Origin of the sequence: Persephonella marina EX-H1, assembly GCF_000021565.1 — a bacterium.
Classification (GTDB): domain Bacteria; phylum Aquificota; class Aquificia; order Aquificales; family Hydrogenothermaceae; genus Persephonella; species Persephonella marina.
This window is the reverse complement of sequence record NC_012440.1, coordinates 1,700,764-1,719,301: the sequence shown is the minus strand read 5'-3', so window position 1 is coordinate 1,719,301 and position 18,538 is coordinate 1,700,764. Positions and strand designations below refer to the sequence as shown.

General features: G+C 35.4%; 16 protein-coding genes and 1 tRNA gene. 9 read left to right on the top strand and 8 right to left on the bottom strand.

What is annotated here, in order from left to right; translation table 11 throughout:
• Nucleotides 1–109: 109 nt before the first annotated feature.
• From PERMA_RS08790 to PERMA_RS08765, 6 genes are all read left to right on the top strand, one after another.
• Complete coding sequence (locus PERMA_RS08790; RefSeq protein ID WP_012675650.1) at nucleotides 110–1,369, top strand: phage portal protein; 1,260 nt, start codon at nucleotides 110–112, stop codon at nucleotides 1,367–1,369.
• Entirely contained in the window at nucleotides 1,369–1,890 is a 522-nt protein-coding gene (locus PERMA_RS08785) for an HK97 gp10 family phage protein (RefSeq protein ID WP_012676680.1), read from the top strand. The genes PERMA_RS08790 and PERMA_RS08785 overlap by 1 nt, the downstream gene beginning before the upstream one ends.
• Entirely contained in the window at nucleotides 1,890–4,319 is a 2,430-nt protein-coding gene (locus PERMA_RS08780; RefSeq protein ID WP_012675733.1) for a phage tail tape measure protein, read from the top strand. Before PERMA_RS08785 ends, PERMA_RS08780 begins: the two co-directional genes overlap by 1 nt.
• A 1-nt stretch (nucleotide 4,320) precedes the next feature.
• A tRNA-Trp gene (locus PERMA_RS08775) sits at nucleotides 4,321–4,394 on the top strand.
• Nucleotides 4,395–5,113: 719 nt separating this feature from the next.
• Complete coding sequence (locus PERMA_RS08770; protein ID WP_015898866.1) at nucleotides 5,114–7,879, top strand: PD-(D/E)XK nuclease family protein; 2,766 nt, start codon at nucleotides 5,114–5,116, stop codon at nucleotides 7,877–7,879.
• Between the two features lies 1 nt (nucleotide 7,880).
• Nucleotides 7,881–8,516: a class I SAM-dependent methyltransferase gene (locus PERMA_RS08765; protein ID WP_012676815.1), complete on the top strand. Its 636-nt coding sequence runs from the start codon at nucleotides 7,881–7,883 to the stop codon at nucleotides 8,514–8,516.
• Here the strand turns inward: PERMA_RS08765 and PERMA_RS08760 are convergent.
• A complete protein-coding gene (locus PERMA_RS08760; protein ID WP_012675489.1) occupies nucleotides 8,504–8,929 on the bottom strand; it encodes a bacteriohemerythrin in 426 nt (141 codons plus the stop codon). The genes PERMA_RS08765 and PERMA_RS08760 overlap by 13 nt on opposite strands.
• Before the next feature lie 99 nt (nucleotides 8,930–9,028).
• Here PERMA_RS08760 and PERMA_RS08755 point away from each other — a divergent pair, with 99 nt between their 5' ends.
• Complete coding sequence (locus tag PERMA_RS08755; protein ID WP_012675685.1) at nucleotides 9,029–9,886, top strand: M28 family peptidase; 858 nt, start codon at nucleotides 9,029–9,031, stop codon at nucleotides 9,884–9,886.
• On the opposite strand, the gene PERMA_RS08750 is transcribed toward PERMA_RS08755, so the two are convergent.
• Nucleotides 9,875–11,158, bottom strand: coding sequence for a GGDEF domain-containing protein (locus PERMA_RS08750; protein ID WP_012676533.1), 1,284 nt, complete (start codon nucleotides 11,156–11,158; stop codon nucleotides 9,875–9,877). The two genes, PERMA_RS08755 and PERMA_RS08750, sit on opposite strands and share 12 nt — an antisense overlap.
• A gap of 72 nt (nucleotides 11,159–11,230) precedes the next feature.
• On the opposite strand from PERMA_RS08750, the gene PERMA_RS08745 reads away from it, so the two are divergent.
• Complete coding sequence (locus PERMA_RS08745; protein WP_012676855.1) at nucleotides 11,231–12,214, top strand: MBL fold metallo-hydrolase; 984 nt, start codon at nucleotides 11,231–11,233, stop codon at nucleotides 12,212–12,214.
• Here the strand turns inward: PERMA_RS08745 and cas6 are convergent.
• Together cas6 and PERMA_RS08735 are read right to left on the bottom strand one after the other, a co-directional pair.
• Nucleotides 12,208–13,008, bottom strand: coding sequence for a CRISPR-associated endoribonuclease Cas6 (gene cas6 / locus PERMA_RS08740; RefSeq protein ID WP_012675739.1), 801 nt, complete (start codon nucleotides 13,006–13,008; stop codon nucleotides 12,208–12,210). The two genes, PERMA_RS08745 and cas6, sit on opposite strands and share 7 nt — an antisense overlap.
• Nucleotides 13,009–13,084: 76 nt before the next feature.
• The gene (locus PERMA_RS08735; RefSeq protein ID WP_012676767.1) at nucleotides 13,085–14,488 is read right to left on the bottom strand and encodes an FAD-binding oxidoreductase; all 1,404 of its coding nucleotides are present in this window, start codon (nucleotides 14,486–14,488) and stop codon (nucleotides 13,085–13,087) included.
• A gap of 177 nt (nucleotides 14,489–14,665) precedes the next feature.
• Between PERMA_RS08735 and PERMA_RS08730 the strand changes: the two genes are divergently transcribed.
• The gene (locus PERMA_RS08730; protein WP_015898978.1) at nucleotides 14,666–15,016 is read left to right on the top strand and encodes a rhodanese-like domain-containing protein; all 351 of its coding nucleotides are present in this window, start codon (nucleotides 14,666–14,668) and stop codon (nucleotides 15,014–15,016) included.
• A 46-nt stretch (nucleotides 15,017–15,062) separates the two neighbouring features.
• Here PERMA_RS08730 and nadA read toward each other — a convergent pair whose 3' ends face one another.
• The 4 genes from nadA to PERMA_RS08710 all read right to left on the bottom strand — a co-directional run bounded on the left by nadA (nucleotide 15,063) and on the right by PERMA_RS08710 (nucleotide 18,536).
• Nucleotides 15,063–16,004, bottom strand: a complete 942-nt coding sequence (nadA, locus tag PERMA_RS08725; RefSeq protein WP_012675794.1) for a quinolinate synthase NadA — start codon at nucleotides 16,002–16,004, stop codon at nucleotides 15,063–15,065.
• Between the two features lie 74 nt (nucleotides 16,005–16,078).
• Nucleotides 16,079–17,044, bottom strand: coding sequence for a Holliday junction branch migration DNA helicase RuvB (ruvB, locus tag PERMA_RS08720; protein WP_012676845.1), 966 nt, complete (start codon nucleotides 17,042–17,044; stop codon nucleotides 16,079–16,081).
• The gene (holA, locus tag PERMA_RS08715; RefSeq protein ID WP_012675631.1) at nucleotides 17,044–18,042 is read right to left on the bottom strand and encodes a DNA polymerase III subunit delta; all 999 of its coding nucleotides are present in this window, start codon (nucleotides 18,040–18,042) and stop codon (nucleotides 17,044–17,046) included. Before holA ends, ruvB begins: the two co-directional genes overlap by 1 nt.
• The gene (locus tag PERMA_RS08710) at nucleotides 18,042–18,536 is read right to left on the bottom strand and encodes a hypothetical protein (protein ID WP_041530927.1); all 495 of its coding nucleotides are present in this window, start codon (nucleotides 18,534–18,536) and stop codon (nucleotides 18,042–18,044) included. Before PERMA_RS08710 ends, holA begins: the two co-directional genes overlap by 1 nt.
• Between the last annotated feature and the right edge of the window lie 2 nt (nucleotides 18,537–18,538).

The following is an 18,538-nucleotide window of genomic DNA, read 5'->3' as shown; positions in this document are numbered from 1 at the left end:
ACAGTTTATTTTAAATATAAACTAATAGACATTCCTTGTCCAACCTGTCCTAACAATTCTTTTACACCAGAATTAATCTTTTATCAAAGTATTTTCCAAAAGGTGAACTATGGGATTTTTTGATATATTTAAGACTCCATTAAGAAAAGTACCAGCTCTGATTGATTCTCTTTGGAGTAAAATAGCTGAAGATGATTACTCCCAGCTTGACCCTGAAAAACTAAAACAGTATTACAGAGAAGAGTTTTTTGTAAAAGCTATAACAAATATATCAGCATCTTTCATTTTTGCAGATGGTTTTTCTATAAAATGTGAAGATCCAGAGGCTCAAAGTATTCTCCAAAAAATCTGGAACAACAACCTGGAAGAGGTTCAATCTGCTGGTAGAGATGCTTCACTTTTTGGAAATGCTTACCTGTTTATAGGATACAAGAACGGTATTGATATAATGACTGTCTTCCCCGGTAAAGTTTCCATAATCCCAAATCCTGAAGACATAAGAGACTACAGAGAAGCTCTTATTACCCATATAATCAACCCAGACTTACAAGGCGTTAGCCAGACAAAAATTACAACAAGATTAACCTCTGCATCTATAGAAACATACAAAGATGATAGATTAGTAAAAAGAGTAGAAAACAAGTTAAAAGAAATTCCTCTTATCCATATTGCCTATGATAGATTTGCAGGGGAATTATATGGAACTGGGGATATAACAGAAGCCACCATAAAAGCCATCAAGGCTTACAGCGATACAATAGAAGCTGCAAGAAAAAACCTTAAATATCACGGAACACCAACCCCAGTTATCATCACAAGAGATACAGAAGCAGCTGAAAAACAGATAAAAAACTGGGATATGAATAAAGCATTACTTCTTCCCGAAGATAGTGAAGCTAAATTCTTAGAAAGTTCCAGACCATTCGGAGAATTAAAAGACTTCCTTGAAATACTTTTCTATAACATTGTCATATTATCTGAAACCCCAGAGTTCCTTTTAGGAGCTCATACTCCTTCCTCTCTTGCTTCAGTAAAAGAACAAATGCACCCAATAATCAGAAAAACAAAAAGAAGACAGCTTATATGGAAACAGGCTCTTCAGGATGCAAACAGGATTATACTTAAGCTTTTAGAGTTGCATGAAGGCTATAAATTCAATACCTACGAAACAGAAGTGGAATTCCCTGAGCCTTACAAAAAAGACCTTAAAGATGTAGTTGATAGTATTTCAAAACTTGTAGCAGCAGGAATAATTAACGAGCAGCAAGCTAAAGCAATTATTGAGGATTATCTACCACAACTGGTTGAAAGTGAAGCAGAAGACACAGATTACAATCCGGAGAATAACTGGCAAGAGGAAAATGCATAATGGCAGGGACTTTTGGTTTTGAAAGGTTTCACAAAGCATTAGAAAAAAAGGTAAAAGAATTCAAAGAAAAGGAAAGAAGATTTCTGAAAGAAGTGGCAGCAAGAGCGGAAAAGTATGCAAAAGAAGAGGTTCCCGTTGATACAGGACACCTAAGAAGAAGTATAAAAGTAGAAATAGGAGATAACTGGTCTGCAGTTGGAACTAATGTAGAATATGGACCTGCACAGGAACATGGAGCAACTATAAAACCTATAAATGCAAAATTCCTTGCTATTCCAGTGAACAAAAAAATAAAAAAGCAAACTGAAAAGTATGGTTCTCCAAGGGCTTTTATAGATGTACTTAAAAAGCAAGGTTTTAACATATTCATTAAAAATAATGTTCTGATGGCATCAAAGAAAAAACAAGTTATTCCATTATTTGTCCTGAAAAAGCAGACAAAAATAGAAGGGAAACATTTCCTCCAAAAAGCAAAGATTAAAGTTATTGGAGAAATCTTAGAAATAATTCGAGGATTATGATGTTTGGAGCTGATGATATATTCAGGGTCGGAGTAATCTTTGAGGTAATAGATAAGATATCTGAGCCTCTAAAACATATAGAAAAAGTTTCTGAGGAAGTCCAGAAATCTCTGGACAGTTTATACAAAACTTCAAGCAAGCTTGCAAATATTGGTAAGGATCTGGCTATCTTAGGTGGAAGTATTACAGCAGCTTTTGCCCTGCCCGTTGCCTCAGCTATTCAGCTTGAAAAACAGGTTTATGAATTCAATAAAGTTGTAGGAGCTTCAGAAGAACAGCTTTCCAAATATACAGAAGCTTTCATAAAAATGTCTTCTCAAATTCCAATAGCAACAGACGAGATATTTGCTTTATCTGCTTCACTCTCCCAGATGGGAATTCCCAAAGAACAGCTTATAGAATTTACAGAAATGGTATCAAAGGCTGCTTTTGCATTTGATATGCTTCCAGAAGAAGCAGGAAAAGCATTTGGAGAAATAAAAAATGCATTTGCTATTCCAACAATCCAGGCTTTGCAGGAAGTTGGTGATACAGTTAATTACCTGTCAAACACAATGGGAGCAGCTGCCAAAGATATTATTGATATCTTGAAAAGAGTTGGTGCTACAGCAAAAGCATTCGGGATAGAAGCAAAATATGCAGCAGTATTTGGAGCTGTTATTAAAGAAGCAGGTATTTCTTCAGAAGAAACAGCAACCTCATTCAGAACACTTTTAACCAGAACCCAAGCAATGGATAAAGGATTCTTAAATGTCCTGTCTGCTATTGGAATGACTAAAGATGAATTTATGAAATTAAAACAACAGAATCCTTCAGAGGCTCTTATTAAAGTCTTAGATGCAGTAAAAAGACTGGACTCAACAAAACAAACACAGCTTTTAAAAGATTGGGTTGGTCTGGAACATGTTGGTAAGATACAAATCCTTGTGAATAATCTTGATAGACTAAAAGAGAAAATAAAAGAGGTTCAAGATGGGGCTCAAGCAGGTTCTATGCAACAAGAATTTGAAGCATTAACAAAATCTACAGCTGCACAGCTCCAGCTACTTTGGAATAACATAAAAAACATAGCATCTTTAATAGGATCTGTATTCTTACCACCACTCAATATGATGATACAGGCTTTCAGTGCTATTCTTTCACCAATAGCTACATTCATAAATCACCATAAAACATTAGCTTCTGTCATTCTCTTACCAATAGGAGCATTCGGGATTCTAACACTGGTTATAGGTGGACTTCTTGGGACAATCGGTTTACTTGGAATGGGGATAACAAAAGGGATTTTAAGTTTTGTAAATCTAAAATCAGAAATTATAGAGCTTAGCAATATAGTCAAAAAAGAATTAATTCCTTCTCTTAATGTTGCTATCGCTAAACTTAATCTATCTTCTGGAGTATCTACATTTTCAAAAGCCGCTTTTATGGCACTAACAAATAGTATTAAAACATCAGTAATTGCTTTAAGAAGTTTAACAATGGCTGCTATTAGCTTTGTTTTTACTCCAGTAGGTGCGGTTCTGACAGGAATAGCTATAGCAGGTTATCTTGTTTATAAAAACTGGGATAAAGTTAAAGGACTGTTTAAAGCAATCTATAATTTCCTTTACCTTGACAGAATAAAAGCCTTCTGGATGGGTTTTAAAGAAGGCTTTAGTGATATTTCAAATGCTATAAAACCTTTAAAAGATGCTTTTTCAAATTTAGCCAGAGCACTTGAACCGGTTTTTCAAGCAATAGCAAAAGTTTTTGGATTTAAATATAACCCCGATAACAGTGCATTTATAATCTTTGCGAGAATGGGAATACTTGCAGGAAAAACTCTTGTATCTGTTATTTCTATAATAGCCGAGTTCATTGCAGGTTTGATAAATCTAATCACAGAAGCTATTAAATTTGGAAGCAAACTTATATATACAGTTATACATCCCTTTGAAACAATAAAAGAATTTCTAAAAAACTTTAACTTATTTGACATAGGCAGAAGTATAATTGAAGGACTTTTAAATGGAATAAAATCTATGATTTCAAAACCAGTAGAAGCAGTAAAAAACATTGGTAAAAACATTGTAGGTGGAATAAAAGAGTTTTTAGGCATAAAGTCTCCCTCTAAAGTATTTATGGAAATAGGATTATTCGCCCTGGAAGGACTAAAAGTTGGTATCCTTGGAAAAGAAAATGAAATTCTAAAATTGATGTCCGGTTTAGCTGATAATTTATCAAACCCGTTCAAAGAGAGCAAAAACAATTTCACTGAAGTTCCTATCTATCCTGTTCAAAACACAAAGAAAACCGAAAAAAAATCTACAACTGTGGTAATTAAACAAATTATTATCAATACGCAGGCAACAAACTCAAAAGAAATTGCTCAGGAACTTCCAAAAGAATTAGAAAAATTAGATTGGAGTTTAATCGCTGAAAATATATAATGGGGTAGTAGCTTAGCCAGGAAAAGCATTGGACTCCAAATCCAAAGATCGCAGGTTCAAATCCTGCCTACCCCGTTTTTATCCAAATAAAATGGGACAGTTTCCCCAAAAAATGGGACAGTTTAATTTAATAAAAAAACTTATCCCGCTATATCCCTTTATTTTCCTATATTTCCCGAAATTGTGATAAAATGGAATATAACTAAATAGGTGTCCCAAAAAATTGGGAAATTATAAATTTTATAAATTTCCAAAAAAATGGGACACCCCACTTTCGCAAATCCTTGATTATCAATAACCAAAAAAGTGTCCCAGACACATTAAAAAACTGATTTTCAGTTTGTCCAAAAAATTGGGATAGTTTAGGATGGCAGTTCTCAGTATAAGGATTTATTTTTTAATTAACCACTGATGAGGTGACAGCTGGAAAATCGGCGTTGCCAGCGGCGGCTTCGGTTAATCCGATGCCGGTATGAGGGGAAGTAGCCGTCCCTCCACCTCATTAGTGGATTTTCCTTTTTAAATTTATTTCCAGACTCTCACACCAATTCTTATATCCTAACCAGTTTTCAGATATTATTCTTGCATTTTCAACATCAGCACAGTAGTAATACTTGTTTTCAAACTGAACACGAAAGATTTTATATGGGATAGACTCCGGTTTTTCTGGAACTACAGGTTTTTGACACTCTATATAAACAGGCCTTTCTGTGTGTCTTTCTATTAAGTATTCCTGAATAGATTCGAATCAATTCTGATATTATATAATCATCTTTTATGGTTAGGAGGGCTCTGTGATATACGCAGGAAGTTACCCCTTCCTTTTTGAAAAGCTGACTGATACAGTTAAAAATATCAGAAAGGTGAATCCTGAGAGCAGGCTTACATTTATAATCTCCTCTAACAATATGAGAAGAGCTATAAAGGAGTATCTATCAGATAGCTTAGGTCTTTTATACAACGCTGAATTTTTCACAAAACTTGATATCGCAAGGGAGCTTACAGGGAAAGAGCCTATAAACAATCTTGAGAAGGAGATATTGATAGATAGTATACTTAAAGAAAAGGATATCCATATAGAAGGCCTATCCAGAGCATACAGCGAGACTATTCAGAAACTAAAAGAATCAAAAATAGAACCTCAGGATCTTCCTGAAGGGGAAAGATTAAAAGAGGTATACGAAGAATACCAGAGAAAACTGGCAGACTTAAATCTGAAAGATAGAGAAGATATAATCACAGAAGCATCATTGAAGGATTATAAAACAGACTTCCTCTTTGTTTTTGGTTTCCACTCTCTGACAGAGATAGACAGAGATATGTTCAGATCACTGCTTAAAAACAGATCATCTGTTTATATCCCGATAAATCCCGGATATTCAGTTTTTGAAAAAAACCCTTACCTCAGATCCACTTTTGAGTTCTTTAAAAACTTCAGACTTAAAACATATACAGAGAGTATAAAAAAAGAAGACCAGAAACTGACATCACTTATGTTTTCCTCAGCTATAACTGAAGAAGGTATAGGATGCAAGAACATCAAGTTTATAGTATCAAAAGGTAAAAGGGACGAAATTGTAAAGATAGCAAAAAGCATCCTAAAGATTAAAGAAAATACGAGATGGTATAAAATTGGAGTGGTGATAAACGATCTTGGAAGCTATCTGAAGGACATAAAATCTGTTTTTCAGGAGTACAACATCCCTTACTATCTTTCAGAGGAAAACAGATTTATTGATCAGCTACCTTTTAAAAAGATGTTCTTATTATTCAGCCTGAAAGAAAACAACTTTTCAAAGATTGACCTTCTCAACAGCATATCAAAAGAGATTCTCAATATTGATGATATAGATATATCTTCATTTGAAAAAGATCTGATAGAAAACTCCTACGAAGAGGGGTATGAGAGCATTATAAAATTACTGAGTGATAAAGGGTACAACGGTATAATAGATCTGTTAAGATCCATTAAAAAAATTCCTGAAAGGGGATCTTTAAATGATCTTATACAGAACTACACAGATATAATAGAAAGATTTTTTAAGAAAAATGAACATACTGAAAAATTCCTCAATATACTTGAGAACATTCAGTTAAACCATGTACTGAAAAAGCTTTACCCTGAGATTACATATTCCGAGTTCAACAGTATACTTCTGCACTACCTTGAGGAAGAAGATATTGATAGGAGATTAAAAGGAGATATTGTTCAGATAAGAACACCAAACATATCTGAAGGAATTATATTTGATTACCTGTTTTTTGTTGATATGAACGAGGGAAAGTACCCTTCCATCATTAAAGATGATCCTGTTATTAATAACACTCTCAGGGTAAAACTTGAAGAGAAGGGTCTTCCCAAGCTGAACGCATCCTACTGGCAGCAGATAATAACATTTATATCAATATTTAACTCCTCAAAAAACATTTATATATCTTACAAAAACAGAGACGATAAAGGAAACGATCTTTCACCATCAGTATTAGTTGAGGAACTTTTAAGATTAAACTACGGAAGATCATACTTTGAGAATGGAGATACCCTAAAACTGGAAGACCCGGAAGAGATAACCACATTAAAAGAGTTCAGACTTAAAAACGCGGCTCATCTTATAAATACAGATAACCTATTAAAAAAAGTGGTTGAGGCACATATAAAAAGAGAGTCTGAGTATATAACAGAGTATGAAGGATATGTAAATGTAAATCCCAAATACATCAAGCTTACACCTTCAAAGCTCCAGACATTTTCAGACTGTCCATACAGATTTTTCTTAAGCTCAGTGATAAATCCGGACACTTTTGAGATTGTAGATACAGAAAGAATTCCTCCAGATAAAGAAGGAACGGCTATACATGAGATACTTGAGTTTGTATACAGAAAAAGAATAAAGGACAAATCCAGATTAAGAATGATCATACCTGCCCTTGTTAAGGAGAAGTTTAGACCTTTACTTGAAGAACTGAAACCTTCAGCAAGGATATTTGAGGAAAAAAGAGTTTTATTGCTTTCTGATATATTAACAGAGTTTGTTATAAAAGATCTTGAAAGGATAAGAAACATTTACATACCTGAAGTTATTGAAATGAAAAGATCTGTAAATATTTATGGATTTAAGTTCACAGGAAAGATAGATAGAGCTGACAGGGATTTAAAAAATGGTAAATATATCATATACGACTATAAAACAGGAAAGAAAAGGATTGATGATCTGAGAAAAGCCCTGCTAAAAGGTGAGTATCTCCAGCTTGTTATTTATAAAAAATTTCTTGAGAGTTCAGGGAAAGATGTACAAAAACTGGGTCTCCTCTTTATTAAAGAAAACCACTCAGAGGTCTCCACACAGTTAGACAAGGAGATTGATGAAAAAACTGATAAAGTGATCTATATAATACTTAATATGTTAAAGGATGGGTTTTTTGTTCCGTACACAAAATCAGAAAGCTGTGGTTACTGTGAGTTTACAGATATTTGCAAAATTTACAGTTTTGATGAAAATAAGTACAGTTATCTTGAAGATTTCATTAAAATAAAAGAAGGTAAACTGGAGGTGAATTAGTATGACCTGTAGGTGTAAAAGCAGATTTAATGCTGTTTTTATGAAAAATCTTGAATGGTATATGAAAAATGTGTACGGAAAACACAAGATAGAGCTTTTCAACAGAATTGGAGGAAAAGTTCTTGAGATTGGAGCTGGAACGGGAATTAACCTAGATTACTACAAAAAAGTAAAGGATCTCACGGTTATAGAGCCAAGTAAGGAGATGCTTGAGTACCTCAAAGATAAAGCAGTTAGGTCTGATATAAAGTTACATATTATTGAAGGCGTTGGTGAAAAACTACCGTTTGAAGACAACAGTTTTGACGCTGTCGTGTCAACACTTGTTCTCTGCAGTGTTAAATCTCAGAGTAAAGTCCTGAGGGAGATAAAAAGGGTATTAAAACCTGGTGGGATATTTGTATTCATCGAACATGTTGTTGCTCCTGAGGGCAGTTTTACATACTCCGTTCAAAACATACTTCAGCCAGCATGGAAATGGCTTTTTGAAGGGTGTGATATAAAAAGGGACACAGCATCAGTTATAAGAAGATACTTTCCTGATGCATATATTAAAAATGTCAGATTTAAAAGCCCCTTTATACCTGTTAATTACCATATAGTTGGCTACGGAATTAAGAAGGATCATTCTGCATGAACAAAGTTTGAGAGGAACATCGCTGTAACAGTATCCATCGTCTGGACGTGGTTCACAATCCATGGAGCAAAGTAGTTCTCAAGATACTCCTTTATAGTTGCAGGATTTTTCTTTTCCTCCCATATACTCTCTACAGATGCGAGCTCCCTTAAAACATTATCATGCTCACCTTTGTGCATAGGATAGGCGAAAAAGCCGTACTTTTCCATAAGTTCCTGCTCAAAGCTGAAATGCTCCCTAACATCATTCAGGAATTCTCTCAGAAGTTTATCCACAGTTTCCACGCTTTCCTTTCCTTCAATACATCTAACTACAGCATCATAAAGGCTGTTAACAATATCTATTTCCGTACTGTGAATTTCATTCATTTTTGATAAAGCAACCTTTGGAAAGTCCTCTTTTCTTATTAACATATTTCAGACTCCTAAATCTTAATTTCTATAAAAATATTAAAGATATTTTAAATAAAAATCACTGATTTATATCATTTTTTGACTTAAAATAAGTGTATAATGGACGGAAATATAACAAGAAATCTTTACACGGATGTTGAGCAGCTTTGTAAAATAAGACCTTTCAGAAATTTTTATAATGTTGGATCCCTTGATAGAGCAGCAGAGTATATCATCTCCCAGTTTGAAGATCTTGAGATAACTGTGCAGACATACAATGTTAATTCAAGAAAGTACAGTAATATTATCGCATCATACAATACAGAAAAAGAGGAAAGAGTTATTGTGGGAGCACATTACGATGTTGCAGGTGATACACCAGGTGCAGATGATAACGCAAGTGGTGTAGCAGGTATTCTACAGATCGGAAGGTTTTTAAAACTATATAGACCTAAATTAAAACACAGAGTTGACCTTGTGGCCTACACACTTGAAGAGCCTCCATTTTTTGGAACCGATAAGATGGGAAGTTATATACACGCAAAAACTCTTTACAAAGAAAAAGCAAAGATAAAGGTTATGCTGTCCCTTGAGATGATAGGATATTTTTCTGATGAACCTGACTCACAGCAGTTTCCTCTACCATTTTTTAAGTTTTTCTATCCAGATAAAGGTAATTTTATTGGTGTTGTGGGAAAGATGGGACAGAAGAAGATAACAAAAAGAGTTGAAGAACTTATCAAAAAAGGTTCATCTATACCTGTTTACTCAATAAATGCCCCTGTATTTCTTTTAGGTGTTGATTTTTCAGATCACAGGAATTTCTGGAAGTTTGGATACAACGCTGTTATGATAACTGACACAGCATTTTACAGAAATCCAAACTACCACAGAAGAACGGACACAATAGGAACACTTGATTTTGAGAGGATGTCAGAGGTTGTAAAAGGTATATACAATGTTGTACTAAATATCTAGTTTTACCACCCTGTTTCTGCCTTCCTTTTTCGCAATATAAAGAGCTTTATCCGCTGTATTTATCAGGTTTTTTACTGTTACCCCCTTTATCCTTTTCCCATTCAGAACAGCAACACCTATGGAAACGGTAACCCTGTTAAAAGGCTCTATATGTTTTATACACAGATCTTCCACATCAGACCTTATCATCTGGGCTACATTCATCGCATAATCTTCCGAAGCTTTCGGCAGAACGACAATAAACTCATCTCCACCATACCTTGCAACAAGATCATAGGATCTCTTTCTGTATTTTTTAAGTATCTCAGCAACACTACATAGACATCTATCACCTGCGGTATGTCCAAAAGAGTCGTTGTACTCTTTAAAATGGTCAACATCCACTATAAGAAGTGATACAGGGTATCTTTCTCTGTATGCCCTTTTAAGTTCTTTCTCAACAGCTTCTTGAAAGAACCTTCTGTTAGCGACCTTTGTAAGTTCGTCTGTTATTGTCATCTCATACAGCTTTCTGTTCAGATACTCTGTCTTTTTCTTATCTAAAAATATAAGGAACGACTGAAGAAAGTTTTTCCTGAAGAAATACTCCAGCATATACCCTGCAAATATCCCCATAACATTTGCCGAAACAAGGAAAAAACTGTTGTTTATAAGAATAAATTTCTCAGTTTTTATATATGTGATATCAGCTATCAGGTAAGCTATAACTACGGATATTGATGGAACTACAGCGTAAAGAAGTCTTATGGAAGAAAATGTGTAGGCAAAAAACACAACAAGGAGAAGTCCAGCATAGTATATATGTGCCTTCTCCTCATAAAAATCTATAAGGATTATCATCAGTAGAATACCCATTCCTCCGATAAAAATAACAACAGAAACAAAAAACTCAAGAAAGGTTTTATTTTTAGAAACATAGGAGTAGGCAAGTGCAGACAATCCTATTGAAACAACAAAAGCCCTTACGACCCAAAGATCGTACATCACCTGTGGGAACAATAAATAATCAAGAACGGCAAAGATTGAGTATAAAAATAAACCAAAAGCCAGTGCAAACCTTATCTGGTTTATCTTTACTTTTAGAAAGTAATCTTTAAAGATCTGTTCTATCTTCCTTGAGAAATACAGAAATGAGAGATTTCTGAACTCCCTTTCTATATCCTCCCTTGAGATATCTTTGATGGATTCGTTATTCTCTGTAAAGAAAAGATCTTCCGTCCCCCTATAACCTAAAAACTCATTTATACATTCTTTACTTTTTTTAAAAAACATAGTATTTTCCTTAGTCAAATATTAGGTGTATTTAAATATAAAAATAATATCTATTTCTAACAAGGAACTGGGATGGCAAAACCAAGGATAAAACATTATCTGATAAATGAGAGAACTGACGATCCAGGTATAGTTATTGAGATAGAAAGTCTTGGAGAGTATATACTTTTTGATGTCGGAAATATAAGAAGGCTGGACAGACATCTTTTAAGAAAGATAACAAAGGTATTTATAACCCACACACATATGGATCATTTTATAGGCTTTGACCATCTACTCAGAAACAAACTTGGAAAACCACATACGGTTGATATCTTTGGTATTTCACCAATCGCTGATAATCTTTACTGTAAACTGCAGGGGTACACATGGAATCTCGTTGAGTATGAGCCCCAGCTTGTTTTCAATCTTAAACAGTGGAATGAGGGAAGGTTTGAGTACTATAGCTATGATATAAAGAAAAAGTTTGCAAAGGATTTTATAAAAGAGGAGAAGGCTGAGAATGATATCATTTACGAAGATCAGAACTACAGAGTTAGATTTGCCGTTCTGGATCACAAGATAAATGTTCTCGGTTATTCCTTTGAGTACAAAGAAAAACTATACCTGAAAAAAGAAAAGATCAAGGAACTGCCTTTAAAAGGAAAGGAGATAGGTGATTTTAAGAGATTTTTAGAGGATGAAAAAAACAGGGGAAAAAATTTCCAGATAGCTGGAAAAGAATACAGTTATGAGTACCTTAAGGATCAGTTCAGCTACACACTCCCAGGATACAAGATATCCTATGTAACAGATGTTATATACTCTGAAGAAAACAGGAAAAAGATAGTCCAGCTTGTGAAAAACTCTGATATTCTTTACTGTGAAGCTGTTTTTCTACCTGAAGACAAAGAACAGGCCTCAAAGGTTTTCCATCTAACAGCTGACCAGACAGGTAAGATAGCAAAGGAAGCAGAGGTCAAAAAGCTTGTAGTTTTTCATTTCTCAAGGAGATATGGAAAAAACAGCTACAGAATAATAGAAGAGGCAAAAAAGATATTTCCGGAGACCTACTGACTTACAAGCTCAATCATCCCAAAACCCTGACCTGTCCTGTTTCCTATACCTATCTTGTGAAGTATATTCAGGTCTGAAGGGTCCCCTGAAAGCCTGAATACACCTGAGTTCCCGGTAAGATACATCACAGGTTTACCTGTTTTGTCCCTGAAATCCTTAAGTGTATGCTTGACGACCTGTTTCCTCATCTCAACAGGCTCAAACCTTAAAGGTTTTGATAAACCTGAGCCTTTAATATGTTTTGCCTTAAGTATCCTGTCAGCTATCTCGTTAAGACATTCCTCAAACTCAGGCTGATTGAAAAGAACAGGTCTGTCCTCTTTATCCTCAATTATCATAGGTGAGTTTGTTTTGAATAGTACTGATGACTCTTTTATAACTTTATCAGGAAAGACAGTTATACTTCTGACCTTCCATATTATCTTCTTCCCTTCAACAAGCATACTGTCATTCCAGCTGAAATCAAAAAATTTCAGCCTCTTTATCCCTCTGTAAAGACTGTTTATAAATCCTCTGTCAAGTGAGCTTATATAAATTGTTATACATCTGTCCTTAAGTGAGAAAACTATATCCTCAACACTGAAGTTATCATCTATCTTTATTAAAGTTTTGTTTGCCTCCCTGTTTTTTGGTAGAACTAGATTGAATGTGAAAGGTTTTGTTATCTTGTTCTGGTATAGAAAGTCCTTATAACTTCCGTTTGATTTTTTTAGAGCCTCTTTAATAAATGAAACAACACGATGTCTGTAGATTATAGGAACACACTCAGTCTCTATCTGAATCTTCAGTCTCATATAATTTTCCCCCAGACTTGCATAAGAGATCTATTATTATTATAAATCAAAAATTATTATTAAGAAAAAATTATTTTCACAGACCCATCTTGCCGGGATTTATCAGACCTTCCGGATCAAAGACTGACTTTATTCCCCTCATTATCTCTATCTCTTTAGGCTTGAACATCTTTTTCATAAATGATGCTTTTGTTATACCTACACCATGTTCTCCGGTTATTGATCCACCGTACTTCAAGGCAAGATCAAACACCTCTTCCACAGCCTTTTCCGTCCTTTTCAGCTCATCAGGATCAAGACCGCTTATCATGAAGTTTGCATGAACATTTCCATCACCGATATGTCCAAAATTTACCATCTTCAGATTGTATCTCTTACCAATATCCCTGAGCTGAGGGAGTGCTTCAGGGAGATAACTTCTTGGGAATACTATATCCTCGTTTATCTTAACCCTTCCCAGTTTTGATACGGCAGGTGATAGTGATCTTCTCGCAGTCCACAGATTTTCAGCCTCTCTATCTGTCTGGGCTATCTCAACAGATGCTCCATTAAGCTCACATATTCTTGCCACCTCAACTATCTCCTCCTCTAAAGCCTTTGGATGCCCGTCAACCTCAATAAGTAATAAAACTTCAGCATCTCTCGGCAGTCCAAAATGACCAAAATCCTCAACAGCGTTTATAGCAAGTTTATCCATAAACTCAAGGGCGGAAGGGGATATTCCCGCCTTGAATATATCCTTTACAGTTTTTCCTACAGAAGCTATATCTGAGAATATAGCCTTCACTGTTTTTGAAGCTTTAGGTTTAGGTATAAGCTTTAATGTTATCTCTGTGAAAAGGCCTAAAGTTCCCTCACTTCCTATAAGAACCCTTGTTATATCGTATCCTGCAACATCCTTCAGTGTAGGTCTCCCTGTGTGTATAATCTCACCGCTGTATATTACAGTGTTTAGCTCCATAACATACTCTCTTGTAACCCCATACTTAACACATCTTGGACCTCCAGCATTCTCAGCAACATTTCCCCCAATTGTGCAGAACTTGTAGCTTGCAGGATCTGGTGGATAGAAAAGCCCTCTTTTTTCAACCTCCTGCTGGAGTTTATATGTAACCACGCCAGGCTGAACCCTGGCTACAGCGTTTTCCTCATCTATCTCAAGTATTCTGTCCATCTTCTCAAATGAAACAAGAACACCACCTTTAACAGGAAGAGCTCCTCCCGTATATCCTGATCCTGCACCCCTTGGGGTTACAGGTATTCCCTCCTGATAGCATATACTTACTACCTTTCTTACCTCCTCTTCTGTCTCTGGTATAACGACAACTGAAGGAAGCATTTTTATCCTTGTTGCATCGTAAGAATAGAGAAGCCTGTCCATATCATCATCAAGAACTTTATATTCCCCTATCTCCTTCCTCAGTATATTTTTTATATTCTCTGGAACATTTATAATCTCTCTCTGTTCTATCTCAAACATACCTTACTCCTTAAGATTTTGTCTCTTTAAGATTTTAGCATACCTGTTTTTATCTTTTTATAAATGATCCATCTCACAAGATAAAAAAATCTTTATATTCTAAATTTATGATATAGATTATAAAAATAATCTAATGCTGTTGTTAAATTTAAAAATAAAAAAAACGGAGGATCAGCCTTGTTTTTAGACAGAGAGACTTACAGCAAGATACATATCTCAGTAAATGAGCTCAAGGAAAAGATAGACAGCGGTGAGGATTTTATCCTTCTAGACGTTAGAGAACCTCAGGAGTATGAGTTTTCAAGGATAAGAGAAAAAGAGGCTATGCTAATTCCACTTATGAAACTTCCCGCAGTTATAGACAAGCTTCCTAAGGATAAACCTATATACATAATCTGTAGAAGCGGAAACAGAAGCCTTCAGGCAACTTTATGGCTTATGGAAAAAGGGTTTAAAAATGTTAAAAATGTTGAAGGTGGTATTTTGGCGTGGTCTGAATTTATAGATCCGACAGTCCCCCAGTACTAACCCCTTCCCCCTCTCTCCCGTCCCTTTGCCCCGTAAGGGGCTTTTTTTAAACTATCTCAAGCATCTTATCTAATGGTTTTTTCGCTTTTTCTATAATATCCTCTGGAAGAACTATCTCATTAATCTCCCTCTCTAAAACATCAGCTATCTTCTCAAGTGTGTTCTTCTTCATATCACAGCAGTGTATGGTTCCACAGTAGTCTGCATTAACAGGGAATATATAGTTCTTGTCTGGGTTTAACTTCTCAAGCCAGTGTTTTAGACCTATCTCCGTTCCTATTATCACATTCTTAGAGTCACAGGTTGTTGCAAACTCAATTATCTGTGATGTACTTCCAACAAAATCTGCTATCTTAACGGTCTCAGTGTTACACTCTGGATGAACAGCTATCTTGGCATCAGGATATCTCTCTTTAAGTGCAAGAAGCTGATCAGGTGTTAGATTAAAATGTGGAGGACAGAATCCTTTCCAGAGTATAAACTCCTTCTCTGGAACCTGCCTTGCTATATAGCTTCCAAGAAACTGGTCTGGAACAAATATTATCTTCTTTGCATCCAAAGCCTTAACCACTTTTACAGCATTTCTTGATGTAACAATAACATCAGATATTGTTTTGACATCTGCATTTGTGTTTATATATGAAACAACAACAGCGTCCGGATGCTCCTCTTTAAGTTTCAAAACACCTTCAACTGTGGCCATATCAGCCATAGGACAGCCACTTTCAGGGTTTGGATGGAGAACTTTTTTTGTTGGATTGAGTATTTTTGCCGTTTCAGCCATAAATCTCACACCTGAGAAAACAATAATGTCAGCATCAGTTTCCTGTGCCCTCCTTGCAAGCTCAAGGGAATCACCAACATAGTCTGCTATGTCCTGTATCTCTCCTCTCTGGTAGAAATGTGCGAGAAGAACAGCATTTTTTTTCTTTCTCAGATAATTTATTCTCTCAATTAAAGCCTCTTTGTTCTCTACAACAGCTGTCAATGTTAAACCTCCTTAAAAAATAAAACGGTGTTTTATTTCAGGTTTACTTAATATATATAATATCTGTGATATTTTCAAATTTTTTTGAATATTTTTAAGGCTTTATCTGTCGGCTTTCTACCCTTTGGTGTTCTCTCTATAAAACCTGATCTTAAAAGAAACGGCTCAATTATCTCCTCTATTGTGTACCTGTCCTCTGACAGAGCTGAAGAGAGAGTGTTGAGACCTACAGGTTTTCCGTTGAACTTTTCAATTATTATCTGGAGATACTTTCTGTCCCTGCTGTCAAGACCGTAACTGTCTATTCCTAAAAAATCAAGCGCCTCCCTTGCTGTATCTTCAGTTACAGTTCCGTCTTTTTTTACAACAGCAAAGTCGTAAACCCTTTTTAAAAATCTGTTTGCTATTCTTGGAGTTCCCCTTGACCTTCTTGCTATCTCCCTTGCCCCATTTTCTGTTATCTTTATACCGAGTATCTTTGCAGATCTTAAGACTATCCTTGTTAGGGAATCCGTATCGTAATAATCAATATGAAGTATTATCCCAAATCTTGATATTAAGGGGGATGTTAACATCCCTGATCTTGTTGTTGCTCCTATCAGCGTAAAAGGTGGTATATCTATCCTTACAGATCTTGAACTGCTTCCCTTTCCTATGATTATATCAAGGCAGAAATCCTCCATTGCAGGATATAAAGCCTCCTCTACAGAAGGATTGAGTCTATGGATCTCATCTATAAAGAGTATATCCCCCTCCTCAAGTGAGGAGAGTATACCAGCTATATCTCCCTTCTTCTCAAGGACAGGACCTGAGGTGAACACAATATTCTTCCCCAGCTCCCTGGCTATAACCTGTGCAAGTGATGTTTTCCCAAGTCCAGGTGGACCGCCTATAAGTATATGATCAAGTGTTTTACCTGTTTTTTTTGAGGCATCAACAAATATCTTTATCTGTTTTTTTACCTCATCCTGACCTATATAATCATCTATACTTTTAGGTCTGAGATCTATATCAAAGCTCTCTTCCCTTAAGATTTCCATTATCCATTCACCATCTTTATCACATACTCTGTTGAGCTCTCATATATATCACTGTAGTAAACCTTCTGCTGTATCTCAAGTTTATACAGCTCCTTAATCATCTCTATCAGGTCTTCCTTTGATAGAACAGAGACCAGCTTCTGAAATGTTCCCTTCTGTGCAGGATGTTTTATCCCAAGCTGGGAAAATACAGCATCTAAAGGTTTTCCTTCATCAAGTAAAGATCTGAATACAAGCAGTTTGTTAAGCTGACCAAGTAAGAAAGACTGTACCTCAAATGGATGATGTGTTGTTTCTATAAGATTGATAAAGATCTCTACAGCCTTTGGATCTTTTGAGAAAAATCTATTAAGGAAAACAAATATATTTTCCTCAATCTTTGGTATAACAACTTTATCAATATCCTCTTCCGTTATCTCATCTTTATCAGAAACATATAGGAGGAGCTTTTCTATCTCCTGTTTTGCATACATAAGATCATTTTTCAGCTTTGAGGATAGATACAGAACTGTTCTGTCATCTATCTTTTTCCCATTTCCCTCTATCTTTTTCTTTATTGAAAGAACAAAGGCCTTAGGTGTTAACGGTGCTGAAACGATTATATTTGCTATCTCTTTTAAACTTTTATAAGGCTCTTTTGCAGGTAGTTTATCCTTATTTGATATTATAAAAAATCTGTCAGGACTGTTTATCTTTCTGAGAGTATCTAAAAATCTTTCAGTATCTCCCTTTTTCAGATTTTTTATAAAACTCTCAAGATCCCATAAAACAGCTATATTTCCCTTTGAAAAAAGTGAAGAACTTGAGAATATCTCCTCTATCTCCTTCACAGAGGTTTCATCCCCCCACAGTATATGGATATCCTCACCCTTAAAAGACTTAACCTTATCAATAAGCTGCCTCTTTAACAGCTCCTCTTTACCGTAAACAAGATTTACAGGTAATAGATCCTCAAAACTGAAATTTTTAATAAGCTGAATAATATTTGTCTCTGCCATCACTCAAGCTCTGTTAGTATAGAAAATATCCTTGCTTCAACGAGTCTTGCAAGCTCCTCAATAGCGTATCTCCTTTCAATATCGGCACTCAATCCAGAACCGATATACTGAACTGTCTCCCATATCTCCCTTGATAAAATAACATTTTTTTCCTTATCTTCAACCGTTAGCTCCATAATACCACTGACCTTATAAATGTAAGCCCTCTGTGATATTGAGTAACCGATAGGCTTAACATCAAGCCTTTTTACTGTGAGGTAGACATATCTGTCTGTCCATTTTGAACATTCAAGTCTGTAACCTGCTGATAGAACAGCCTGACTTACATATCTGTAAAAAATATCAACAGCTGTTGCCTCTGGTGTGTTTATATCAACACTCCTTACACAGAATATATCCTGCAGCTTTCCCTCAGCCTTCTTCTCTGTAAAGTCTGTAGCCCTGTACCCACAGGAGCTAACAAACATCAGTAAAATTAAAACTAACCACCTCATCT

What these genes read in the sequence shown, in the direction of transcription:
- ruvB (WP_012676845.1), bottom strand. Translation starts at nt 17,044, where the DNA reads ATGGAAATCTTAAGGGAAGAGAGCTTTGATATAGATCTCAGACCTAAA.
- PERMA_RS08765 (WP_012676815.1), top strand. Translation starts at nt 7,881, where the DNA reads ATGACCTGTAGGTGTAAAAGCAGATTTAATGCTGTTTTTATGAAAAAT.
- PERMA_RS08785 (WP_012676680.1), top strand. Translation starts at nt 1,369, where the DNA reads ATGGCAGGGACTTTTGGTTTTGAAAGGTTTCACAAAGCATTAGAAAAA.
- PERMA_RS08750 (WP_012676533.1), bottom strand. Translation starts at nt 11,158, where the DNA reads ATGTTTTTTAAAAAAAGTAAAGAATGTATAAATGAGTTTTTAGGTTAT.
- cas6 (WP_012675739.1), bottom strand. Translation starts at nt 13,008, where the DNA reads ATGAGACTGAAGATTCAGATAGAGACTGAGTGTGTTCCTATAATCTAC.
- PERMA_RS08710 (WP_041530927.1), bottom strand. Translation starts at nt 18,536, where the DNA reads ATGAGGTGGTTAGTTTTAATTTTACTGATGTTTGTTAGCTCCTGTGGG.
- PERMA_RS08760 (WP_012675489.1), bottom strand. Translation starts at nt 8,929, where the DNA reads ATGTTAATAAGAAAAGAGGACTTTCCAAAGGTTGCTTTATCAAAAATG.
- PERMA_RS08780 (WP_012675733.1), top strand. Translation starts at nt 1,890, where the DNA reads ATGTTTGGAGCTGATGATATATTCAGGGTCGGAGTAATCTTTGAGGTA.
- PERMA_RS08745 (WP_012676855.1), top strand. Translation starts at nt 11,231, where the DNA reads ATGGCAAAACCAAGGATAAAACATTATCTGATAAATGAGAGAACTGAC.
- PERMA_RS08755 (WP_012675685.1), top strand. Translation starts at nt 9,029, where the DNA reads ATGGACGGAAATATAACAAGAAATCTTTACACGGATGTTGAGCAGCTT.
- PERMA_RS08735 (WP_012676767.1), bottom strand. Translation starts at nt 14,488, where the DNA reads ATGTTTGAGATAGAACAGAGAGAGATTATAAATGTTCCAGAGAATATA.
- holA (WP_012675631.1), bottom strand. Translation starts at nt 18,042, where the DNA reads ATGGCAGAGACAAATATTATTCAGCTTATTAAAAATTTCAGTTTTGAG.
- PERMA_RS08790 (WP_012675650.1), top strand. Translation starts at nt 110, where the DNA reads ATGGGATTTTTTGATATATTTAAGACTCCATTAAGAAAAGTACCAGCT.